The 15,780-nt window shown below is 48.8% G+C and carries 17 protein-coding genes; 16 read left to right on the top strand and 1 reads right to left on the bottom strand.

The window, feature by feature from the left end; genetic code table 11:
- The first annotated feature begins 228 nt into the window (after nucleotides 1-228).
- From queA to secF, 5 genes are all read left to right on the top strand, one after another.
- Entirely contained in the window at nucleotides 229-1,287 is a 1,059-nt protein-coding gene (gene queA / locus R4537_RS15450; RefSeq protein ID WP_001198120.1) for a tRNA preQ1(34) S-adenosylmethionine ribosyltransferase-isomerase QueA, read from the top strand.
- A 228-nt stretch (nucleotides 1,288-1,515) separates the two neighbouring features.
- Nucleotides 1,516-2,655: a tRNA guanosine(34) transglycosylase Tgt gene (gene tgt / locus R4537_RS15445; RefSeq protein ID WP_000768200.1), complete on the top strand. Its 1,140-nt coding sequence runs from the start codon at nucleotides 1,516-1,518 to the stop codon at nucleotides 2,653-2,655.
- A gap of 104 nt (nucleotides 2,656-2,759) precedes the next feature.
- Nucleotides 2,760-3,092: a preprotein translocase subunit YajC gene (gene yajC / locus R4537_RS15440; RefSeq protein ID WP_071179600.1), complete on the top strand. Its 333-nt coding sequence runs from the start codon at nucleotides 2,760-2,762 to the stop codon at nucleotides 3,090-3,092.
- Between the two features lie 21 nt (nucleotides 3,093-3,113).
- Nucleotides 3,114-4,967, top strand: a complete 1,854-nt coding sequence (secD, locus tag R4537_RS15435) for a protein translocase subunit SecD (RefSeq protein WP_080483636.1) — start codon at nucleotides 3,114-3,116, stop codon at nucleotides 4,965-4,967.
- Nucleotides 4,968-4,981: 14 nt separating this feature from the next.
- Nucleotides 4,982-5,929 (top strand): protein translocase subunit SecF, encoded by a 948-nt coding sequence (gene secF / locus R4537_RS15430; protein ID WP_001924768.1) that lies wholly within the window; start codon nucleotides 4,982-4,984, stop codon nucleotides 5,927-5,929.
- A gap of 168 nt (nucleotides 5,930-6,097) precedes the next feature.
- On the opposite strand, the gene suhB is transcribed toward secF, so the two are convergent.
- On the bottom strand, nucleotides 6,098-6,901 hold the full coding sequence (gene suhB, locus R4537_RS15425) for an inositol-1-monophosphatase (RefSeq protein ID WP_000553439.1): 804 nt from the start codon (nucleotides 6,899-6,901) through the stop codon (nucleotides 6,098-6,100).
- 181 nt (nucleotides 6,902-7,082) lie between these two features.
- On the opposite strand from suhB, the gene trmJ reads away from it, so the two are divergent.
- From trmJ to ndk, 11 genes are all read left to right on the top strand, one after another.
- Nucleotides 7,083-7,814 carry a tRNA (cytosine(32)/uridine(32)-2'-O)-methyltransferase TrmJ gene (gene trmJ, locus R4537_RS15420; RefSeq protein ID WP_071179667.1) on the top strand — a complete coding sequence of 244 codons (732 nt, stop codon included), beginning with the start codon at nucleotides 7,083-7,085 and terminating at the stop codon, nucleotides 7,812-7,814.
- A gap of 114 nt (nucleotides 7,815-7,928) precedes the next feature.
- Nucleotides 7,929-8,450, top strand: coding sequence for a Fe-S cluster assembly transcriptional regulator IscR (iscR, locus tag R4537_RS15415; protein ID WP_001918301.1), 522 nt, complete (start codon nucleotides 7,929-7,931; stop codon nucleotides 8,448-8,450).
- Nucleotides 8,451-8,476: 26 nt separating this feature from the next.
- Nucleotides 8,477-9,691 (top strand): IscS subfamily cysteine desulfurase, encoded by a 1,215-nt coding sequence (locus R4537_RS15410; RefSeq protein ID WP_071179602.1) that lies wholly within the window; start codon nucleotides 8,477-8,479, stop codon nucleotides 9,689-9,691.
- A 36-nt stretch (nucleotides 9,692-9,727) separates the two neighbouring features.
- Complete coding sequence (gene iscU / locus R4537_RS15405; protein ID WP_000331703.1) at nucleotides 9,728-10,111, top strand: Fe-S cluster assembly scaffold IscU; 384 nt, start codon at nucleotides 9,728-9,730, stop codon at nucleotides 10,109-10,111.
- Nucleotides 10,112-10,171: 60 nt separating this feature from the next.
- Entirely contained in the window at nucleotides 10,172-10,495 is a 324-nt protein-coding gene (gene iscA / locus R4537_RS15400) for an iron-sulfur cluster assembly protein IscA (protein WP_000301572.1), read from the top strand.
- Between the two features lie 48 nt (nucleotides 10,496-10,543).
- A complete protein-coding gene (hscB, locus tag R4537_RS15395; RefSeq protein WP_071179603.1) occupies nucleotides 10,544-11,059 on the top strand; it encodes a co-chaperone HscB in 516 nt (171 codons plus the stop codon).
- A gap of 23 nt (nucleotides 11,060-11,082) precedes the next feature.
- Complete coding sequence (gene hscA / locus R4537_RS15390; protein WP_071179604.1) at nucleotides 11,083-12,933, top strand: Fe-S protein assembly chaperone HscA; 1,851 nt, start codon at nucleotides 11,083-11,085, stop codon at nucleotides 12,931-12,933.
- A 13-nt stretch (nucleotides 12,934-12,946) separates the two neighbouring features.
- The gene (fdx, locus tag R4537_RS15385; protein WP_001124189.1) at nucleotides 12,947-13,285 is read left to right on the top strand and encodes an ISC system 2Fe-2S type ferredoxin; all 339 of its coding nucleotides are present in this window, start codon (nucleotides 12,947-12,949) and stop codon (nucleotides 13,283-13,285) included.
- Nucleotides 13,286-13,333: 48 nt separating this feature from the next.
- Nucleotides 13,334-13,528: a Fe-S cluster assembly protein IscX gene (gene iscX, locus R4537_RS15380; RefSeq protein WP_000872176.1), complete on the top strand. Its 195-nt coding sequence runs from the start codon at nucleotides 13,334-13,336 to the stop codon at nucleotides 13,526-13,528.
- A gap of 219 nt (nucleotides 13,529-13,747) precedes the next feature.
- Nucleotides 13,748-15,037 (top strand): aminopeptidase PepB, encoded by a 1,290-nt coding sequence (pepB, locus tag R4537_RS15375; protein WP_071179605.1) that lies wholly within the window; start codon nucleotides 13,748-13,750, stop codon nucleotides 15,035-15,037.
- 203 nt (nucleotides 15,038-15,240) lie between these two features.
- Nucleotides 15,241-15,669 carry a nucleoside-diphosphate kinase gene (ndk, locus tag R4537_RS15370; protein WP_001162853.1) on the top strand — a complete coding sequence of 143 codons (429 nt, stop codon included), beginning with the start codon at nucleotides 15,241-15,243 and terminating at the stop codon, nucleotides 15,667-15,669.
- The last annotated feature ends 111 nt before the right edge of the window (nucleotides 15,670-15,780 follow it).

The following is a 15,780-nucleotide window of genomic DNA, read 5'->3' as shown; positions in this document are numbered from 1 at the left end:
AACTCTTTCTTATTTAACTATAGTGTGATTGGCCAGCAACTTCTGCGAAGTGAAACCGAAATATGCGGATTGTTGAATCCGTTGGCGAACCTGATGGCTCTTTACAAAAGGTTACCTTGCGAGAGGTGTATCACCACGCAGCATTCCTGTATCTTGAGCGCACTTAGGTATATACTGGCGCGCCGCGAAATCGGGCGACGATACTGATCACTTAATCAAGAAAGAGCCATGCAAGTTTCAGATTTTCATTTTGAACTCCCAGACGAGCTGATTGCTCGCTACCCAAAAGCAGAACGTACCGCGAGCCGCTTGCTACAGCTTGACGGCAACAGTGGTCAACTGGTGGATGGCACCTTTAAAGATGTCCTCGAACTGGTTGAACCGGGAGATCTGCTGGTGTTTAACAACACGCGAGTGATCCCAGCACGTATGTTTGGGCGCAAAGCCAGCGGTGGCAAATTAGAAGTGTTGGTAGAGCGTATGCTCGATGAGCACACGATTTTAGCGCACGTTCGTTCATCAAAACCGCCCAAACCGGGTACTGAACTTTATTTAGGCGAGAACGATGAGTTTCATGCCGTGATGCAGGCGCGTCACGATGCGTTGTTTGAAATCCGTTTTACTGCAGAAACCGTGGTATTGGATATTCTCAATCAAATTGGTCACATGCCGTTGCCACCTTACATCGACCGTCCTGATGAAGAGACGGATAAAGAGCGTTATCAAACGGTGTACAACCAAAAGCCGGGTGCGGTAGCAGCCCCAACCGCGGGTTTGCATTTTGACCAAGCGCTGCTTGAGCAGATCCAAGCCAAAGGCGTCGAGTTGGCGTATGTGACACTGCATGTTGGCGCGGGAACCTTCCAGCCTGTGCGGGTAGAAAATATTCACGATCACCATATGCATGCGGAATACGTTGAAGTGCCGCAAGAAGTGGTGGATGCGATTGCGGCGACCAAAGCGCGTGGTGGTCGAGTGGTTGCTGTGGGTACCACCTCAGTACGTTCACTCGAAAGTGCGGCGCAAGATGCGCTGCAAAAAGGCACCGAGTTAAAGCCATTTTTTGGTGATACCGAAATCTTCATCTTCCCGGGGTATCAATACCAGTTGGTGGATTGCTTGATCACCAATTTCCACTTGCCTGAATCGACCTTGATCATGCTGGTGAGTGCGTTTGCAGGTTATGAGCACACCATGGCCGCTTATGAACATGCGGTCAAAGAGCAATATCGCTTCTTTAGTTACGGCGATGCGATGTTTATTCGTAAGCAGACGACTAAAGCGTAATGATCCCTAATCACTTGGAGTGGTCACTTCAGGTGGCAAGGGATAACGAAAACGAGTGCTGGCAGTAGCCAGAAAAGGTGCAGACCTTTTTCGCAGGGAAACGCGACCGCTCCGCAAAGAGCCTTGTTGCTGGCAATAAGGCTTGAATTATCGACCTGCTGATAGCGTAAGTTCGCGCGATTAGGTGGGTAAAAATGGTCAGACTGTTTCTCTGACATTGGAGGCTTCGTGAAATTAAAATTTGAACTGAAAAAGAAAAACGGTAATGCCCGTCGTGGTCAATTGATTTTTGAACGCGGCACAGTGCAAACCCCTGCGTTTATGCCCGTGGGTACTTACGGCACGGTAAAAGGGATGACCCCTGAAGAAGTGAAAGAAACCGGCGCGCAAATTCTGCTCGGTAACACTTTCCACCTCTGGCTGCGCCCTGGCCAAGAAGTGATGAAAATGCACGGTGACTTGCACGATTTCATGAACTGGCAAGGTCCTATCCTGACTGACTCTGGCGGTTTTCAGGTATTCAGCTTAGGTGATATCCGTAAGATCACCGAAGAAGGCGTGCATTTCCGCAACCCAGTAAACGGCGACAAAATCTTTATGGATGCCGAGAAGTCGATGGAAATCCAAAAAGATTTGGGTTCTGACATCGTGATGATTTTCGACGAGTGTACGCCATACCCGGCGACCCACGATGAAGCGAAAAAATCGATGGAAATGTCACTGCGTTGGGCAAAACGCTCGCGTGACCACTTCGACAAGCTCGAAAACCCGAACAACTTGTTTGGTATCGTGCAAGGTGGTGTGTATGAAGATTTGCGTGATGTATCGGTAAAAGGCCTGACGGAAATCGGTTTTGATGGTTATGCTGTGGGTGGTCTTGCGGTAGGTGAGCCGAAAGAAGATATGCATCGCGTACTGGAACATACCTGTCCACAACTGCCTGAAGACAAGCCACGTTATCTGATGGGCGTCGGTAAACCGGAAGACTTGGTGGAAGGTGTGCGTCGTGGTATCGACATGTTTGACTGTGTGATGCCAACGCGTAACGCACGTAACGGTCACCTGTTTGTGACGGGAGGTGTGATCAAGATCCGTAATGCAGCACATAAAACCGATACAACACCACTGGATCCGCATTGCGACTGTTACACTTGCAAAAATTATTCGAAGTCATACCTGCATCATTTGGATCGCTGTAACGAAATCCTCGGTGCACGCTTGAATACCATCCATAACCTGCGTTACTACCAACGCTTGATGGAAAGCATTCGTAAAGCGATAGATGAAGACCGTTTTGACCAATTTGTAGCTGAGTTCTACGCGCGTCGTAACCGCGAAGTGCCACCACTACAAAAAGACAAAGCCTGATTTCGTGCACTGGGTTGGATTTGCGTGGTAAGCCGCTTGAATTCACCCCTGTGCATCCCAATAAAATCAACATTAAACAACAATAACTTAGAGGACGTTTCTCAATGAGTTTAATTTCTGTAGCACATGCCGCAGGCGAAGGTACCCCACAAGGTGGCGGTTTTGAAATGATCATCATGCTCGCGATGTTCGCAGTGATCTTCTATTTCATGATCTACCGTCCACAAGCTAAACGTGTCAAAGAACACAAAAATTTGATGGCGGCTATGGCAAAAGGTGATGAAGTGCTGACCACTGGTGGTCTAGTGGGTCGTATCACCAAGATTGCCGAAGACAACGCTTACATCACAATCGAGTTGAACACTAACAACGAAGTTGTGATTAAGAAGGACTTCGTGACTGCAGTGCTGCCAAAAGGTACGCTGAAATCTCTTTAAAACAGCCATAGGATCCTCGCTGTGCTAAACCGTTATCCGTTATGGAAGTATCTGATGGTGATGTTAACCATCGCCGTTGCAGCCTTGTATGCACTTCCAAATATCTACGGTGAAGATCCAGCTATCCAAATAACAGGGGCGCGCGGCGCCTCTGTTGATATGTCAACGCTGGATGCTGTCACCGATGCGCTCAATAAAGCGCAACTCTCCCAAAAATCCATTGCTCTTGAAAATGGCTCAATCCTTGTTCGTTTCAATGATACGGATACGCAAATCAGCGCCCGAGATATCATCAGTGAAGCGTTAGGTAAGGATAAAATCGTCGCGTTAAACCTCGCTCCTTCAACGCCAAATTGGCTTGAGTCAATTGGTGGTGCGCCAATGAAACTCGGCCTTGATCTGCGTGGTGGTGTGCACTTCCTGATGGAAGTGGATATGGATGCCGCGATGGAAAAATTGGTAAGCCAACAAGAAGAAGCTTTCCGCAGTGATTTGCGTGACGAGAAAATTCGTTACCGCGCGATCCGTCCATTATCTGATGCGGTTGAAGTGACCCTACGTGATGCTGAGCAGCTTGCGCAAACTAAGCTGCTTCTGGAGTCGAAACACCGTGATATGACCTTTACGACTGCAGAATCCGATGGCCGTTTTGTGCTCGTGGCTAAGTTTACCGAAGCTCGCTTACAGGAAATTCGCAACTACGCCGTTGAGCAGAACATCACTATTTTGCGTAACCGGGTGAACGAACTGGGTGTGGCTGAGCCTCTGGTTCAACGTCAAGGTGCGACACGCATTGTGGTGGAGCTGCCAGGTGTACAAGACACAGCTCGTGCTAAAGAAATCTTAGGTGCGACCGCAACCCTTGAGTTTCGTGAAGTGGACGATAAAGCCGACCTTGCCGCTGCGGCAGCAGGACGTGCGCCTGCTGGCAGCGAAATCAAGTTCGATCGTAATGGTCGTCCTGTGGTGCTGAAAAAGCGCGTGATTCTGGGTGGTTCAAGCATTACCGATGCTAGCTCAAGTGCTGACGAATATGGTCGTCCACAGGTGAACATTTCGCTCGATAGCGAAGGCGGCAACAAGATGTCAGCGTTCTCGAAAAAGAACATTGGCAAGCTCATGGCGACGGTGTTTGCCGAATACAAAGACAGCGGTAAGCGTTCTCCTGAAGGGAAAGTCATTCTGACCAAGCATGAAGAAGTCATTAACCAAGCGACGATTCAGTCGGCATTGGGACGTAACTTCCGTATTACTGGGATTGATTCACCGGCGGAAGCGCATAACCTTGCTCTGCTATTGCGTGCAGGTGCTTTGATTGCGCCAATTTCTATCGTCGAAGAGCGCACCATTGGTCCATCAATGGGTCAGCAGAATATCGATATGGGTATTAAGGCCTGTATTTGGGGCATGGTGGCAGTAATGCTGTTTACACTGCTCTACTATCGTAAGTTTGGTATGATTGCCAACATCGCTCTGATGGCAAACTTGGTACTGATCATTGGCGTGATGTCGATGATTCCGGGCGCAACCATGACCTTGCCGGGGATTGCTGGTATCGTGCTGACGGTCGGTATGGCAGTCGATGCCAACGTACTGATTTTCGAGCGTATCCGAGAAGAGCTACGCGAAGGCAAAAATCCGCAGCAAGCGATTCACCAAGGTTACGCTAACGCATTCAGTACCATTGCTGATGCCAACATCACTACCTTAATTACGGCAATCATTCTGTTTGCCGTTGGTACAGGGGCGATTAAAGGCTTCGCAGTGACGCTGTCTATCGGTATTTTAACCTCGATGTTTACTGCCATTATTGGAACACGTTGTATCGTGAATCTAATTTATGGCGGCAAACGTATCAACAAACTGTCGATCTGAGGCTGGGGTAAGTTATGTTTCAAATCCTAAAAGCAGACAAAATGATCGACTTTATGCGTTGGTCGAAATTCGCCTTCGCATTGTCGCTGGTGATGATTGCCGCATCGATTTTTACTCTGTCTACCAAATGGCTCAACTGGGGGCTAGATTTCACGGGCGGTACATTGATTGAAGTGGGCTTTGAGCAGCCTGCCAATCTGGAGCAAATCCGTAGCGCCCTTGAAGCGAAAGGCTTTGGTGATGCTACCGTGCAAAACTTTGGTTCTGCGCGTGATGTCATGGTTCGCCTGCGGCCACGCGAAGGGGTTGCAGGAGAGGCTCTAGGTAATCAGATTCTTTCCGCCATCAAAGAAGAGACTGGCGTAAGCGTTGAAATGCGCCGTATCGAATTCGTCGGTCCAAACGTGGGTGATGAGCTCACTGAAGCGGGCGGTCTGGCGATTCTGGTTTCTTTGCTGTGTATCTTGCTTTACGTGTCAGTACGCTTTGAATGGCGTTTGGCCGCAGGTGCGGTGCTGGCATTGGCACATGACGTCATCATTACCTTAGGTATCTTCTCTATCTTACAGATTGAAGTGGATCTCACGATTGTTGCGGCATTGCTGACGGTTGTGGGTTACTCACTCAACGATACCATCGTGGTGTTTGACCGGATCCGTGAAAACTTCCGTAAGATGCGCAAAGAAGACCCCGCAGAGATCATGAATAGCTCAATCACACAAACCTTGAGCCGTACCTTGATCACCTCAGGTACCACCTTGTTTGTGGTGATTGCCCTCTTCACTCAAGGTGGAGCGATGATCCACGGTTTTGCGCTGGCCTTGTTGCTGGGTATTACCGTTGGTACTTATTCTTCTATCTATGTGGCATCAGCACTGGCGCTGAAACTCGGGATCACCCGTGAGCACTTGTTGCCTCCACAAGTAGAGAAAGAAGGCGCAGAGTTGGATGAAATGCCGTAGGCATCTCTCTCGTCCATAAATAAAAAACCGCTGCTAAGTCAGCGGTTTTTTTATCAAGCTTGGTTAGCTATGACCTGATTGATCATGAAGCAGTAGGCGATCGGTTGATAGAACAAAAAAAAGCCCTGCCATAATGGCAGGGCGATATCAGCTGTGACGGAGCTGATATTATTTCAAAATTGCGCTGTTACCGTTTTCACGGATGTGCTGCAGAATCGCTTTCACACCACGTGGGCTTGATGCCACGATGTTGCCCGATTGCATGTAATCGGTGCCGCCAGCAAAATCGGTCACGATGGCACCAGCTTCACGAGCAATCAGTTCACCTGCAGCCATATCCCAAGGTTTTAGGCCAAGCTCAAAGTAGCCATCAACACGGTTTGCCGCTAGGTAGCACAGATCCAGAGCTGCTGAACCAGTGCGACGGAAATCTGCGCATTCAACAAACATTGCAGAAAGGATCTTCATGAAAGATTCTGAGTGCTGTTTTTGTTTGAATGGGAATGCGGTGGCCAACACTGCGCCTTGCAGATCTTTGATTGGCTGAACGCGAATACGAGCGTTGTTGAGCTGTGCACCTGAACCACGTTGGGCAGTGAACAGTTCGTTAGTCATTGGGTCGTAAACACAAGCAACTTCAGTTTTGCCTCTAAAGCGTACCGCGATAGAAACAGCGAAGTGAGGGAAACCTTTTACAAAGTTAGTGGTGCCATCCAGTGGGTCGATGATCCATTGCACTTCCTTATCTTTACCTTCGATAAGACCGCCTTCTTCTGCAATGATGCAGTGCTCAGGGTAAGAGCTTTTGATGGTTGAAACGATAATCGCTTCTGCTTCTTTGTCGACGTTAGTCACAAAGTCGTTGCTGCCTTTCTGAGTAGTTTGAATCTTCTCTACGTTTTCTAGAGATTTGGCAATATGGTTACCTGCTTTTCGCGCGGCGCGAATAGCGATATTTAGCATTGGATGCATACGAGTTTCCCAACGGATGTTAAAGAACGAAAAAGCGGGCGGCAGTATACCAAAACAAATCAAAAAAGGAAGTGGTTATTTTTTGTTCGCTTAGTTACCCGTCAAGGTAAAGGGTCTGACCATTTTGGTCAGGTTTGTGTTAATATCCCGCGGCTTTGTTTGGAGTACATTTTAGCAAATGATGTTAGAACGCGTGAAAGTCGTATTGGTCGGCACAACTCACTCTGGAAATATTGGTTCGGCCGCTCGGGCGATGAAAGTCATGGGGCTGAGCCAGATGGTGCTGGTCGATCCGCAGTGTCAGGTTGATGCTCAAGCGATCGCGTTAGCCGCGGGGGCAAGTGAAATTGCACTCAACGCGCAAATTTATCCAACGCTGGAGGCCGCCGTTGCCGATTGTGGGTTAGTCGTGGGCACCAGTGCGCGTTCACGCACCCTTGAATGGCCAATGCTTGAGCCACGCGAGTGCGGAGAAAAGCTCATCAGTGAAGCCAACCAACATAGTGTTGCTATGGTGTTTGGTCGTGAACGCACTGGCTTGACCAATGATGAGCTGCAATTGTGTCACTACCACGTATGCGTGCCAGCGAATCCAGAATACAGCTCACTCAATTTAGCAATGGCGGTACAACTGCTGAGTTATGAAGTGCGGATGGCCTATCTTGCTTTGCAGCAGAGCTCGCAAAGCAGCACATTGCAGGAAGAGTATCCGCGTCATCAAGAGTTGGAGCGTTTTTATGCCCATCTTGAACAAGTGATCATGCAAACCGAGTTTATTTCTGCGCAGCAGCCGGGGCAGGTGATGAATAAACTGCGCCGCGTGTTTACGCGCGCTCGGCCAGAAGCTCAAGAAATCAATATCTTGCGTGGTATCTTAACGTCAGTACAAAGATCAATCTCACGCAAAGAATAAGCTTATAAGCTTTAGGGTTAAATACCTGACTAAATTAGTCAAATAAATACTTGACCAAAAGAGTCAAGTATGGAAAACTTCCAGCCACATAAACAGTGTGGATACGGTGTGATTATGAGACTGACATCTAAAGGAAGATATGCGGTAACAGCCATGTTAGATGTGGCTCTGCATTCGCAACAAAACCCAGTACCGTTGGCGGACATTTCTGAGCGCCAAGGCATTTCTCTCTCGTACTTAGAGCAGCTTTTTTCTAAGTTACGTAAAGCGGGCTTAGTCGCCAGTGTGCGCGGTCCGGGCGGCGGTTATCGCTTAGGAATGGACTCATACGCCATTTCTATTGGTACTGTGATTGCCGCGGTTGATGAATCGGTCGATGCGACCAAATGCAACGGGAAAGGGGATTGTCAGGGTGGGACTCGATGCCTGACTCACACACTGTGGCGTGATCTCAGCTCACGCATTACGGATTTTCTCAACAACATCACGCTCGGTGAGCTGATGATGGATAACGAAGTTCTCGAAGTTTCAGATCGTCAAGATCTTCATCTTGCGGTCAGCCAAAGGGTTTCGCAAAACAACTCAAACACAGTCACCATTGGTGCTGCGCCTTTTGGTATTAATGTTCGCTCATAGCGGCAAGGTTTACACTGGAGTAGAAAATGAAACTGCCTATTTATCTAGATTATTCAGCGACATGCCCGGTTGATCCGCGCGTAGCTGAAAAAATGGTTCAGTACATGACGATGGATGGTACCTTCGGTAACCCAGCTTCGCGCTCGCACCGTTATGGCTGGCAGGCAGAAGAAGCGGTAGACACTGCGCGTGAGCAAATCGCAGCCCTGCTGAATGCAGACCCACGTGAAATTGTGTTCACTTCGGGTGCTACTGAATCTGACAACCTCGCGATCAAAGGTATTGCTCACTTCTATAACAAGCAAGGCAAGCACATCATCACCAGTAAAACCGAACACAAAGCGGTACTGGATACCATGCGCCAATTGGAGCGTGAAGGCTTTGAAGTGACTTATCTTGATCCAGAAAGCAATGGCTTGATTGATCTGGCTAAACTTGAAGCCGCGATGCGTGATGACACTATTTTGGTTTCTATCATGCACGTGAACAACGAAATCGGCGTGGTGCAAGATATCGCAGCGATCGGCGAACTGTGCCGTTCACGTAAAGTGGTATTCCATGTTGATGCAGCGCAATCCGCGGGTAAAGTAGCGATTGATGTACAAGAGATGAAGGTTGATCTGATTTCTCTTTCTGCGCACAAAGCCTACGGTCCGAAAGGTATTGGTGCTTTGTATGTACGCCGTAAACCACGTATTCGTCTTGAAGCACAAATGCACGGTGGTGGTCATGAACGTGGTTTCCGTTCTGGTACTCTGCCGACTCACCAAATTGTGGGTATGGGTGAAGCGTTCCGTATCGCGAAGGAAGAGCTGCAGCAGGATTACGATCACGCACTGAAGCTGCGTAACCGTCTGCTTGATGGCATTAAAGATATGGAAGCTGTGACCATTAACGGTGATCTGGATCAGCGTGTACCACACAATCTCAACGTCAGTTTTGCGTTTGTAGAAGGTGAATCTCTGCTGATGGCACTGAAAGATCTGGCCGTATCGTCAGGCAGCGCATGTACTTCAGCCAGCCTTGAGCCTTCTTACGTATTGCGTGCTCTGGGTCTTAACGATGAACTGGCACACAGCTCAATTCGCTTCTCTTTTGGTCGTTTCACGACCGAGGCAGAGATTGATTATGCGATCGAACTGATCCGCGTAGCAGTGGATAAACTGCGTGCGATGTCTCCACTTTGGGACATGTACAAAGACGGCGTAGATCTGAACACGGTTGAGTGGGCACACCACTAATCATTCCAAGGTTATAAAGGATTCGAGGTAACGAACATGGCATACAGCGAAAAGGTCATTGACCATTACGAGAACCCACGTAACGTTGGTTCATTTGATAAAGAAGATCCTTCTGTAGGTAGCGGCATGGTTGGCGCACCTGCGTGTGGTGATGTAATGCGTTTGCAGATCAAAGTATCACCAGAAGGCATCATCGAAGATGCAAAATTCAAAACTTACGGCTGTGGTAGCGCAATTGCTTCTAGCTCGCTAGTGACTGAGTGGGTGAAAGGCAAGAGCATTGATGAAGCGGCAGCGATCAAGAACAGCGAAATCGCCGAAGAGCTCGAATTGCCACCGGTGAAAATTCACTGCTCAATCCTAGCCGAAGATGCCATCAAAGCCGCTGTTGCGGACTACAAGAAAAAGCATCAACACTAATTCGTTTGGGAGCGTCGAGCGCTCCCACCCTTTAATTTATTGAAATCATAAGGTTGAAGTATGGCCGTCACTCTTAGCGAAACCGCAGCAAGCCGAGTAAAAACTTTTCTGGATAATCGTGGAAAAGGCATCGGTTTACGTCTTGGTGTCAAGACAACTGGGTGTTCGGGAATGGCGTATGTGCTCGAATTCGTTGATGACGTCAACGAAGAAGACCACGTATTTGAAAGCCATGGTGTGAAGGTGATCATTGACACCAAAAGCATGGTCTATTTAGATGGCACTCAACTCGATTACAAAAAAGAAGGGTTAAACGAAGGCTTTGAATTCAACAACCCAAATGTCAAAAGCGAATGTGGTTGTGGTGAAAGCTTCAACGTTTAACGGTAACTGACCATCGAGACTGTTCTCGATCACAGGACCGCTATCAAGATGAATTATTTTGAATTATTTGGGCTGCCGATCCAGTTTGAACTGGATGGTAGCCTTCTTTCTTCTCAGTTCAGAGCGTTGCAGAAACGATTCCATCCGGATAATTTTGCTACCGCTTCTGAGCGTGACCGCCTAATGGCAGTGCAGCAAGCCGCGCAAATTAACGATGCGTATCAGACACTGAAAGATCCACTCCGCCGCGCGGAATATCTTTTGTCGTTACAGGGCATAGAGATGAACGCTGAGCAGCAGACGCTGCAAGATCCGATGTTTCTGATGGAACAGATGGAGCTACGTGAAGAGCTAGAGTCTGTGACGGCTTGTGCAGATCCTGAGGCTGCCTTAGTCGCTTTTGACACTAAGGTAACCGCGATGCAGCGTTATTATCTCGCACAGCTACAAGGCCAATTAGCCCAAAGTGAGTGGCTAGCGGCGGCTGATCAAGTCAGAAAGCTCAAATTTATTGCCAAACTCAAAAATGAAGTAGAACGAGTCGAAGACCAACTGCTTGGCTAATTCAAGATTCAAAGGAACAACTGATGGCATTACTTCAGATTGCAGAGCCGGGGCAAAGTTCGGCACCACACCAGCATAAGTTGGCTGCGGGTATTGATTTAGGTACCACCAATTCACTGGTCGCTTCTGTGCGGAGCGGAACCGCAAGCACACTCGTCGATAGCCAAGGGCGCAGTATTCTCCCCTCTGTGGTGAACTATGGTGCTGATGCGACTCGCGTCGGCTATCCTGCTCGTGAACAAGCAGAAAGCGATCCGCACAACACTGTGATTTCGGTAAAGCGTCTGCTTGGACGTTCACTGCAAGACATCAACCAGCGTTATCCTCATCTGCCTTACCGCTTCAAAGCGAGTGAGAAAGGCTTGCCGATTGTGCAAACCGCGCAAGGGGATAAAAATCCCATTCAAATCTCTGCCGATATTTTGCAAGCCTTGGCAGAACGTGCCACCGCCACCTTAGGTGGCGAATTGGCGGGAGTGGTCATCACAGTACCTGCGTATTTTGATGATGCGCAGCGGGTTGCCACCAAAGATGCTGCGGCGTTAGCAGGCTTGCATGTGCTGCGTTTACTCAATGAGCCCACAGCAGCGGCGATTGCTTATGGTTTGGACTCAGGCCAAGAAGGGGTGATCGCGGTGTATGATCTGGGTGGCGGCACCTTCGATATTTCGATTTTACGCCTCTCACGCGGCGTGTTTGAAGTGCTCGCAACCGGTGGTGACTCTGCACTGGGCGGTGATGATTTTGACCATCTGATCGCCGATCACCTGCAAGCACAAATCGGACTCACCAGCTTAACAGCTGAGCAGCAGCGCGCGCTGATTAACGCCGCGACACAAGCCAAAATCGATTTGACTGAACAAATGACAGCTGAGCTGAATGTGCTTGGCTGGCAAGGTATGCTTACTCGTGAAGAGTTGGAAAACCTGATTGCACCATTGTTGAAAAAGACGCTGCTTTCTTGCCGCCGCGCATTGAAAGATGCCGGTGTTGAAGCGGATGAGGTGCTCGAAGTCGTGATGGTAGGCGGTTCAACCCGTACACCGTTTGTGCGCGAGCAAGTGGGTGAGTTTTTTGGCCGCACACCACTGACCAGCATTAACCCGGATGAAGTGGTCGCGATTGGTGCGGCGATTCAGGCGGACATTCTGGCCGGCAATAAGCCGGATGCAGAAATGTTGCTGCTCGATGTCATCCCACTCTCTTTGGGTATTGAAACCATGGGCGGTTTAGTCGAAAAAATCATCCCACGCAACACCACCATTCCTGTCGCTCGCGCGCAAGAGTTTACCACTTTCAAAGATGGGCAAACGGCGATGAGTGTGCATGTGGTACAAGGGGAGCGTGAAATGGTCGATGACTGTCGCTCTCTGGCACGCTTCTCACTCAAAGGTATACCACCGATGGCGGCAGGTGCTGCGCATATTCGCGTGACTTATCAAGTGGATGCGGATGGTCTACTTTCCGTGACGGCTTTGGAAAAAAGCACCGGTGTACAAGCAGAGATTCAAGTTAAGCCATCTTATGGTTTAAGCGATGACGAAGTCACCCAGATGCTCAAAGACTCCATGGCCTATGCTAAAGAGGATATGCTGGCGCGTGCGTTGGCAGAGCAGCGTGTAGAAGCTGATCGGGTGATTGAAGGCTTAGTTTCAGCCCTGCAAGCGGATGGTGATGAACTGCTGAGCGAGCAAGAGCGCCAAACTTTATTACAGGCGATCGAGCGCTTAATTGAACTGCGTAATGGCGATAATGCTGATGCCATTGAGCAAGGAATAAAAGACACAGACAAAGCGAGCCAGGACTTTGCGTCAAGACGAATGGATAAATCGATTCGTAGCGCACTGGCTGGCCACTCCGTTGACGAGATTTGAAGAGATTACCAACATGCCTAAGATTATTGTTTTGCCTCATGAAACCCTTTGCCCGGAAGGCGCAGTGTTAGAAGCGCAAACCGGGGAAACGATTCTTGATGTGGCACTCAAAAACGGTATCGCTATTGAGCATGCGTGTGAGAAATCGTGCGCTTGTACTACTTGCCACTGTATCGTTCGAGAAGGGTTTGATTCACTGCAAGAGAGTGATGAGCTGGAAGACGATATGCTGGATAAAGCTTGGGGTCTGGAGCCAGAATCTCGTCTTAGCTGTCAGGCTCGAGTCGCAGATGAAGATCTCGTCGTCGAGATCCCGAAATACACGCTAAACCACGCAAGCGAAGATCATTAATTCTTAGCCTCGGTCGCTGCCGAGGTAAAACCAATAGGAAGGCTAACCATGAAATGGACAGATTCACGCGATATCGCGATTGAGCTGTGTGACAAGTTTCCCGATGTCGATCCCAAAACCGTACGTTTTACCGATCTGCATCGTTGGATCATGGAGTTGGAAGATTTTGAAGATGATCCGAATCATTCCAATGAAAAAATCCTTGAAGCCGTCATTCTGTGCTGGATGGATGAATTCGAATAATTCATCTCATGCAAAATGAAGTGAGTGGTCAGTCAATATGACGCTTGCTTTGTTTAGCTGGGGGAGAAACCCCACAGAGTTAACACTTCTTAGCAAAAAATGCGGACCACTTGGTCCGTTTTTTTATTCGGTTGACATTTTGCCTCGACATAATGCTAACATCTTGGCGATTTAATGAGATGGCACAAGCAAAGCCAATATTTAAGACAAGGAGAAACCATGTCTACACAGATGTCTGTATTTTTGAGTACTCAAACTGCCCAGCCTCAGTGGGGAGATAAAGCGCTCATTTCTTTTGCAGAGCAAGGTGCAACCATTCACCTGCAACAAACACAAGATTTCAGCGCGATCCAACGCGCAGCTCGTAAGTTAGATAATCAAGGTATCCGCACGGCATTCCTGGCTGGAGAAGGTTGGGATCTGGAGAGCATTTGGGCTTTCTATCAAGGCTACCGTGATGCGAAAAAGCGCAATACCGTCGAGTGGAAAGCGTTAGCGGCTGCTGAACAAGCAGAGCTAGAAGCGCGCATTAAAGCGACGGATTGGACACGCGATATCATCAACAAAAGCGCGGAAGAAGTCGCGCCACGCCAACTGGCGACCATGGCAGCAGAATTCATCAAATCGCTTGCACCTGACCATGTCTCTTACCGTATCGTCAAAGACAAAGATCTGCTCACTGAAGGGTGGGAAGGGATTTACGCTGTAGGCCGTGGCTCTGAGCGTACGTCGGCGATGCTGCAACTCGACTACAACCCAACGGGCGATGAAAATGCACCAGTATTCGCGTGTTTGGTTGGTAAAGGCATCACTTTTGACTCGGGTGGTTACAGCTTGAAACCTTCCAACATGATGTCAGCGATGAAAGCGGACATGGGCGGCTCAGGCATGATTACTGGCGCGCTCGGGTTGGCTATCATGCGCGGCTTCAACAAGCGCGTGAAACTCATCCTATGCTGCGCGGAAAACATGGTTTCCGGCCGTGCGTTGAAGCTTGGTGACATCATTACCTACAAAAACGGCAAAACCGTTGAAATCATGAACACTGATGCGGAAGGTCGTTTGGTGCTGGCCGATGGTCTTATCTACGCCAGTGAGCAGAAACCGCAATTGATTATCGACTGTGCAACCTTAACCGGAGCGGCGAAAAACGCGCTGGGTAATGATTACCACGCACTGCTTTCTTATGATGAGTCGCTGAGCCAACAAGCATTAGCTGCGGCAAAAGAAGAGAATGAAGCGCTGTGGGCTCTACCTTTAGCTGAGTTCCACCGTGAAATGCTGCCTTCTAACTTTGCGGATCTGTCAAACATCAGTAATGGTGATTACTCTCCAGGCGCGAGCACTGCCGCGGCCTTCCTTTCCTATTTCGTGGAAGGCTACCAAAAAGGTTGGCTACACTTCGACTGCTCAGCCACGTATCGCAAGTCAGCCAGCGATAAATGGGCCGCAGGAGCGACGGGCATGGGCGTGAAAATGCTCGCACGAATTTTGATGCAGCAAGCATAAATTTAAAGGCAGCTTGTATAGCTGCCTTGTTTTTATTAATAAAAGTATACCCTTCTTACTTGAAGCTGCAGCGGTGTTGGCTCTGTTCGTTCATTCAAATCACATAGTGTGTCTATGCTGATGGAGATGAACTCCCTTGCCGACTACCTGCGATGCCAAGTCGCTTGGGAATAACATAAGCACAATAAACAAAAGGAAATTTTATGGCTCTAGAAAGAACATTTTCGATCATTAAGCCGGATGCGGTGAAGCGCAACTTGATTGGTGAGATTTACCACCGTATTGAAAAAGCCGGTTTGCAGATCATTGCCGCGAAAATGGTTCGCCTGTCGGAAGAGCAAGCCAGTGGCTTTTACGCTGAGCATGAAGGCAAACCGTTTTTTGAACCTCTGAAAGAATTTATGACCTCTGGCCCGATCATGGTGCAGGTCTTAGAAGGTGAAAACGCTATTGCACGTTACCGTGAACTGATGGGGAAAACTAACCCAGAAGAAGCCGCCTGCGGTACCCTGCGTGCCGATTATGCACTGAGCATGCGTTACAACTCAGTACACGGTAGTGACAGCCCAGCATCCGCCGCTCGTGAAATTGAATTTTTCTTTCCAGAGTCGGAAATCTGCCCTCGTCCATAGTCTTTGAGTCGGGGTATTTAGGCTCCCTGTGTGGAGCCTAAATTTGGGATAAAAAAGATAACCTGTCTTGAATTAACACCTTAGAAAAGACGCGGTTTTGCAGCCCTTGTT

The organism is Vibrio paracholerae (assembly GCF_037672085.1).
In the GTDB taxonomy this organism is placed as follows: domain Bacteria; phylum Pseudomonadota; class Gammaproteobacteria; order Enterobacterales; family Vibrionaceae; genus Vibrio; species Vibrio cholerae.
Note: the sequence above shows the minus strand (reverse complement) of the source record. Positions and strands in the feature narration are given on the sequence as shown.

What these genes read in the sequence shown, in the direction of transcription:
- yajC (WP_071179600.1), top strand. Translation starts at nt 2,760, where the DNA reads ATGAGTTTAATTTCTGTAGCACATGCCGCAGGCGAAGGTACCCCACAA.
- fdx (WP_001124189.1), top strand. Translation starts at nt 12,947, where the DNA reads ATGCCTAAGATTATTGTTTTGCCTCATGAAACCCTTTGCCCGGAAGGC.
- hscA (WP_071179604.1), top strand. Translation starts at nt 11,083, where the DNA reads ATGGCATTACTTCAGATTGCAGAGCCGGGGCAAAGTTCGGCACCACAC.
- pepB (WP_071179605.1), top strand. Translation starts at nt 13,748, where the DNA reads ATGTCTACACAGATGTCTGTATTTTTGAGTACTCAAACTGCCCAGCCT.
- hscB (WP_071179603.1), top strand. Translation starts at nt 10,544, where the DNA reads ATGAATTATTTTGAATTATTTGGGCTGCCGATCCAGTTTGAACTGGAT.
- iscA (WP_000301572.1), top strand. Translation starts at nt 10,172, where the DNA reads ATGGCCGTCACTCTTAGCGAAACCGCAGCAAGCCGAGTAAAAACTTTT.
- iscX (WP_000872176.1), top strand. Translation starts at nt 13,334, where the DNA reads ATGAAATGGACAGATTCACGCGATATCGCGATTGAGCTGTGTGACAAG.
- R4537_RS15410 (WP_071179602.1), top strand. Translation starts at nt 8,477, where the DNA reads ATGAAACTGCCTATTTATCTAGATTATTCAGCGACATGCCCGGTTGAT.
- iscR (WP_001918301.1), top strand. Translation starts at nt 7,929, where the DNA reads ATGAGACTGACATCTAAAGGAAGATATGCGGTAACAGCCATGTTAGAT.
- ndk (WP_001162853.1), top strand. Translation starts at nt 15,241, where the DNA reads ATGGCTCTAGAAAGAACATTTTCGATCATTAAGCCGGATGCGGTGAAG.
- iscU (WP_000331703.1), top strand. Translation starts at nt 9,728, where the DNA reads ATGGCATACAGCGAAAAGGTCATTGACCATTACGAGAACCCACGTAAC.
- suhB (WP_000553439.1), bottom strand. Translation starts at nt 6,901, where the DNA reads ATGCATCCAATGCTAAATATCGCTATTCGCGCCGCGCGAAAAGCAGGT.
- secF (WP_001924768.1), top strand. Translation starts at nt 4,982, where the DNA reads ATGTTTCAAATCCTAAAAGCAGACAAAATGATCGACTTTATGCGTTGG.
- trmJ (WP_071179667.1), top strand. Translation starts at nt 7,083, where the DNA reads ATGTTAGAACGCGTGAAAGTCGTATTGGTCGGCACAACTCACTCTGGA.
- queA (WP_001198120.1), top strand. Translation starts at nt 229, where the DNA reads ATGCAAGTTTCAGATTTTCATTTTGAACTCCCAGACGAGCTGATTGCT.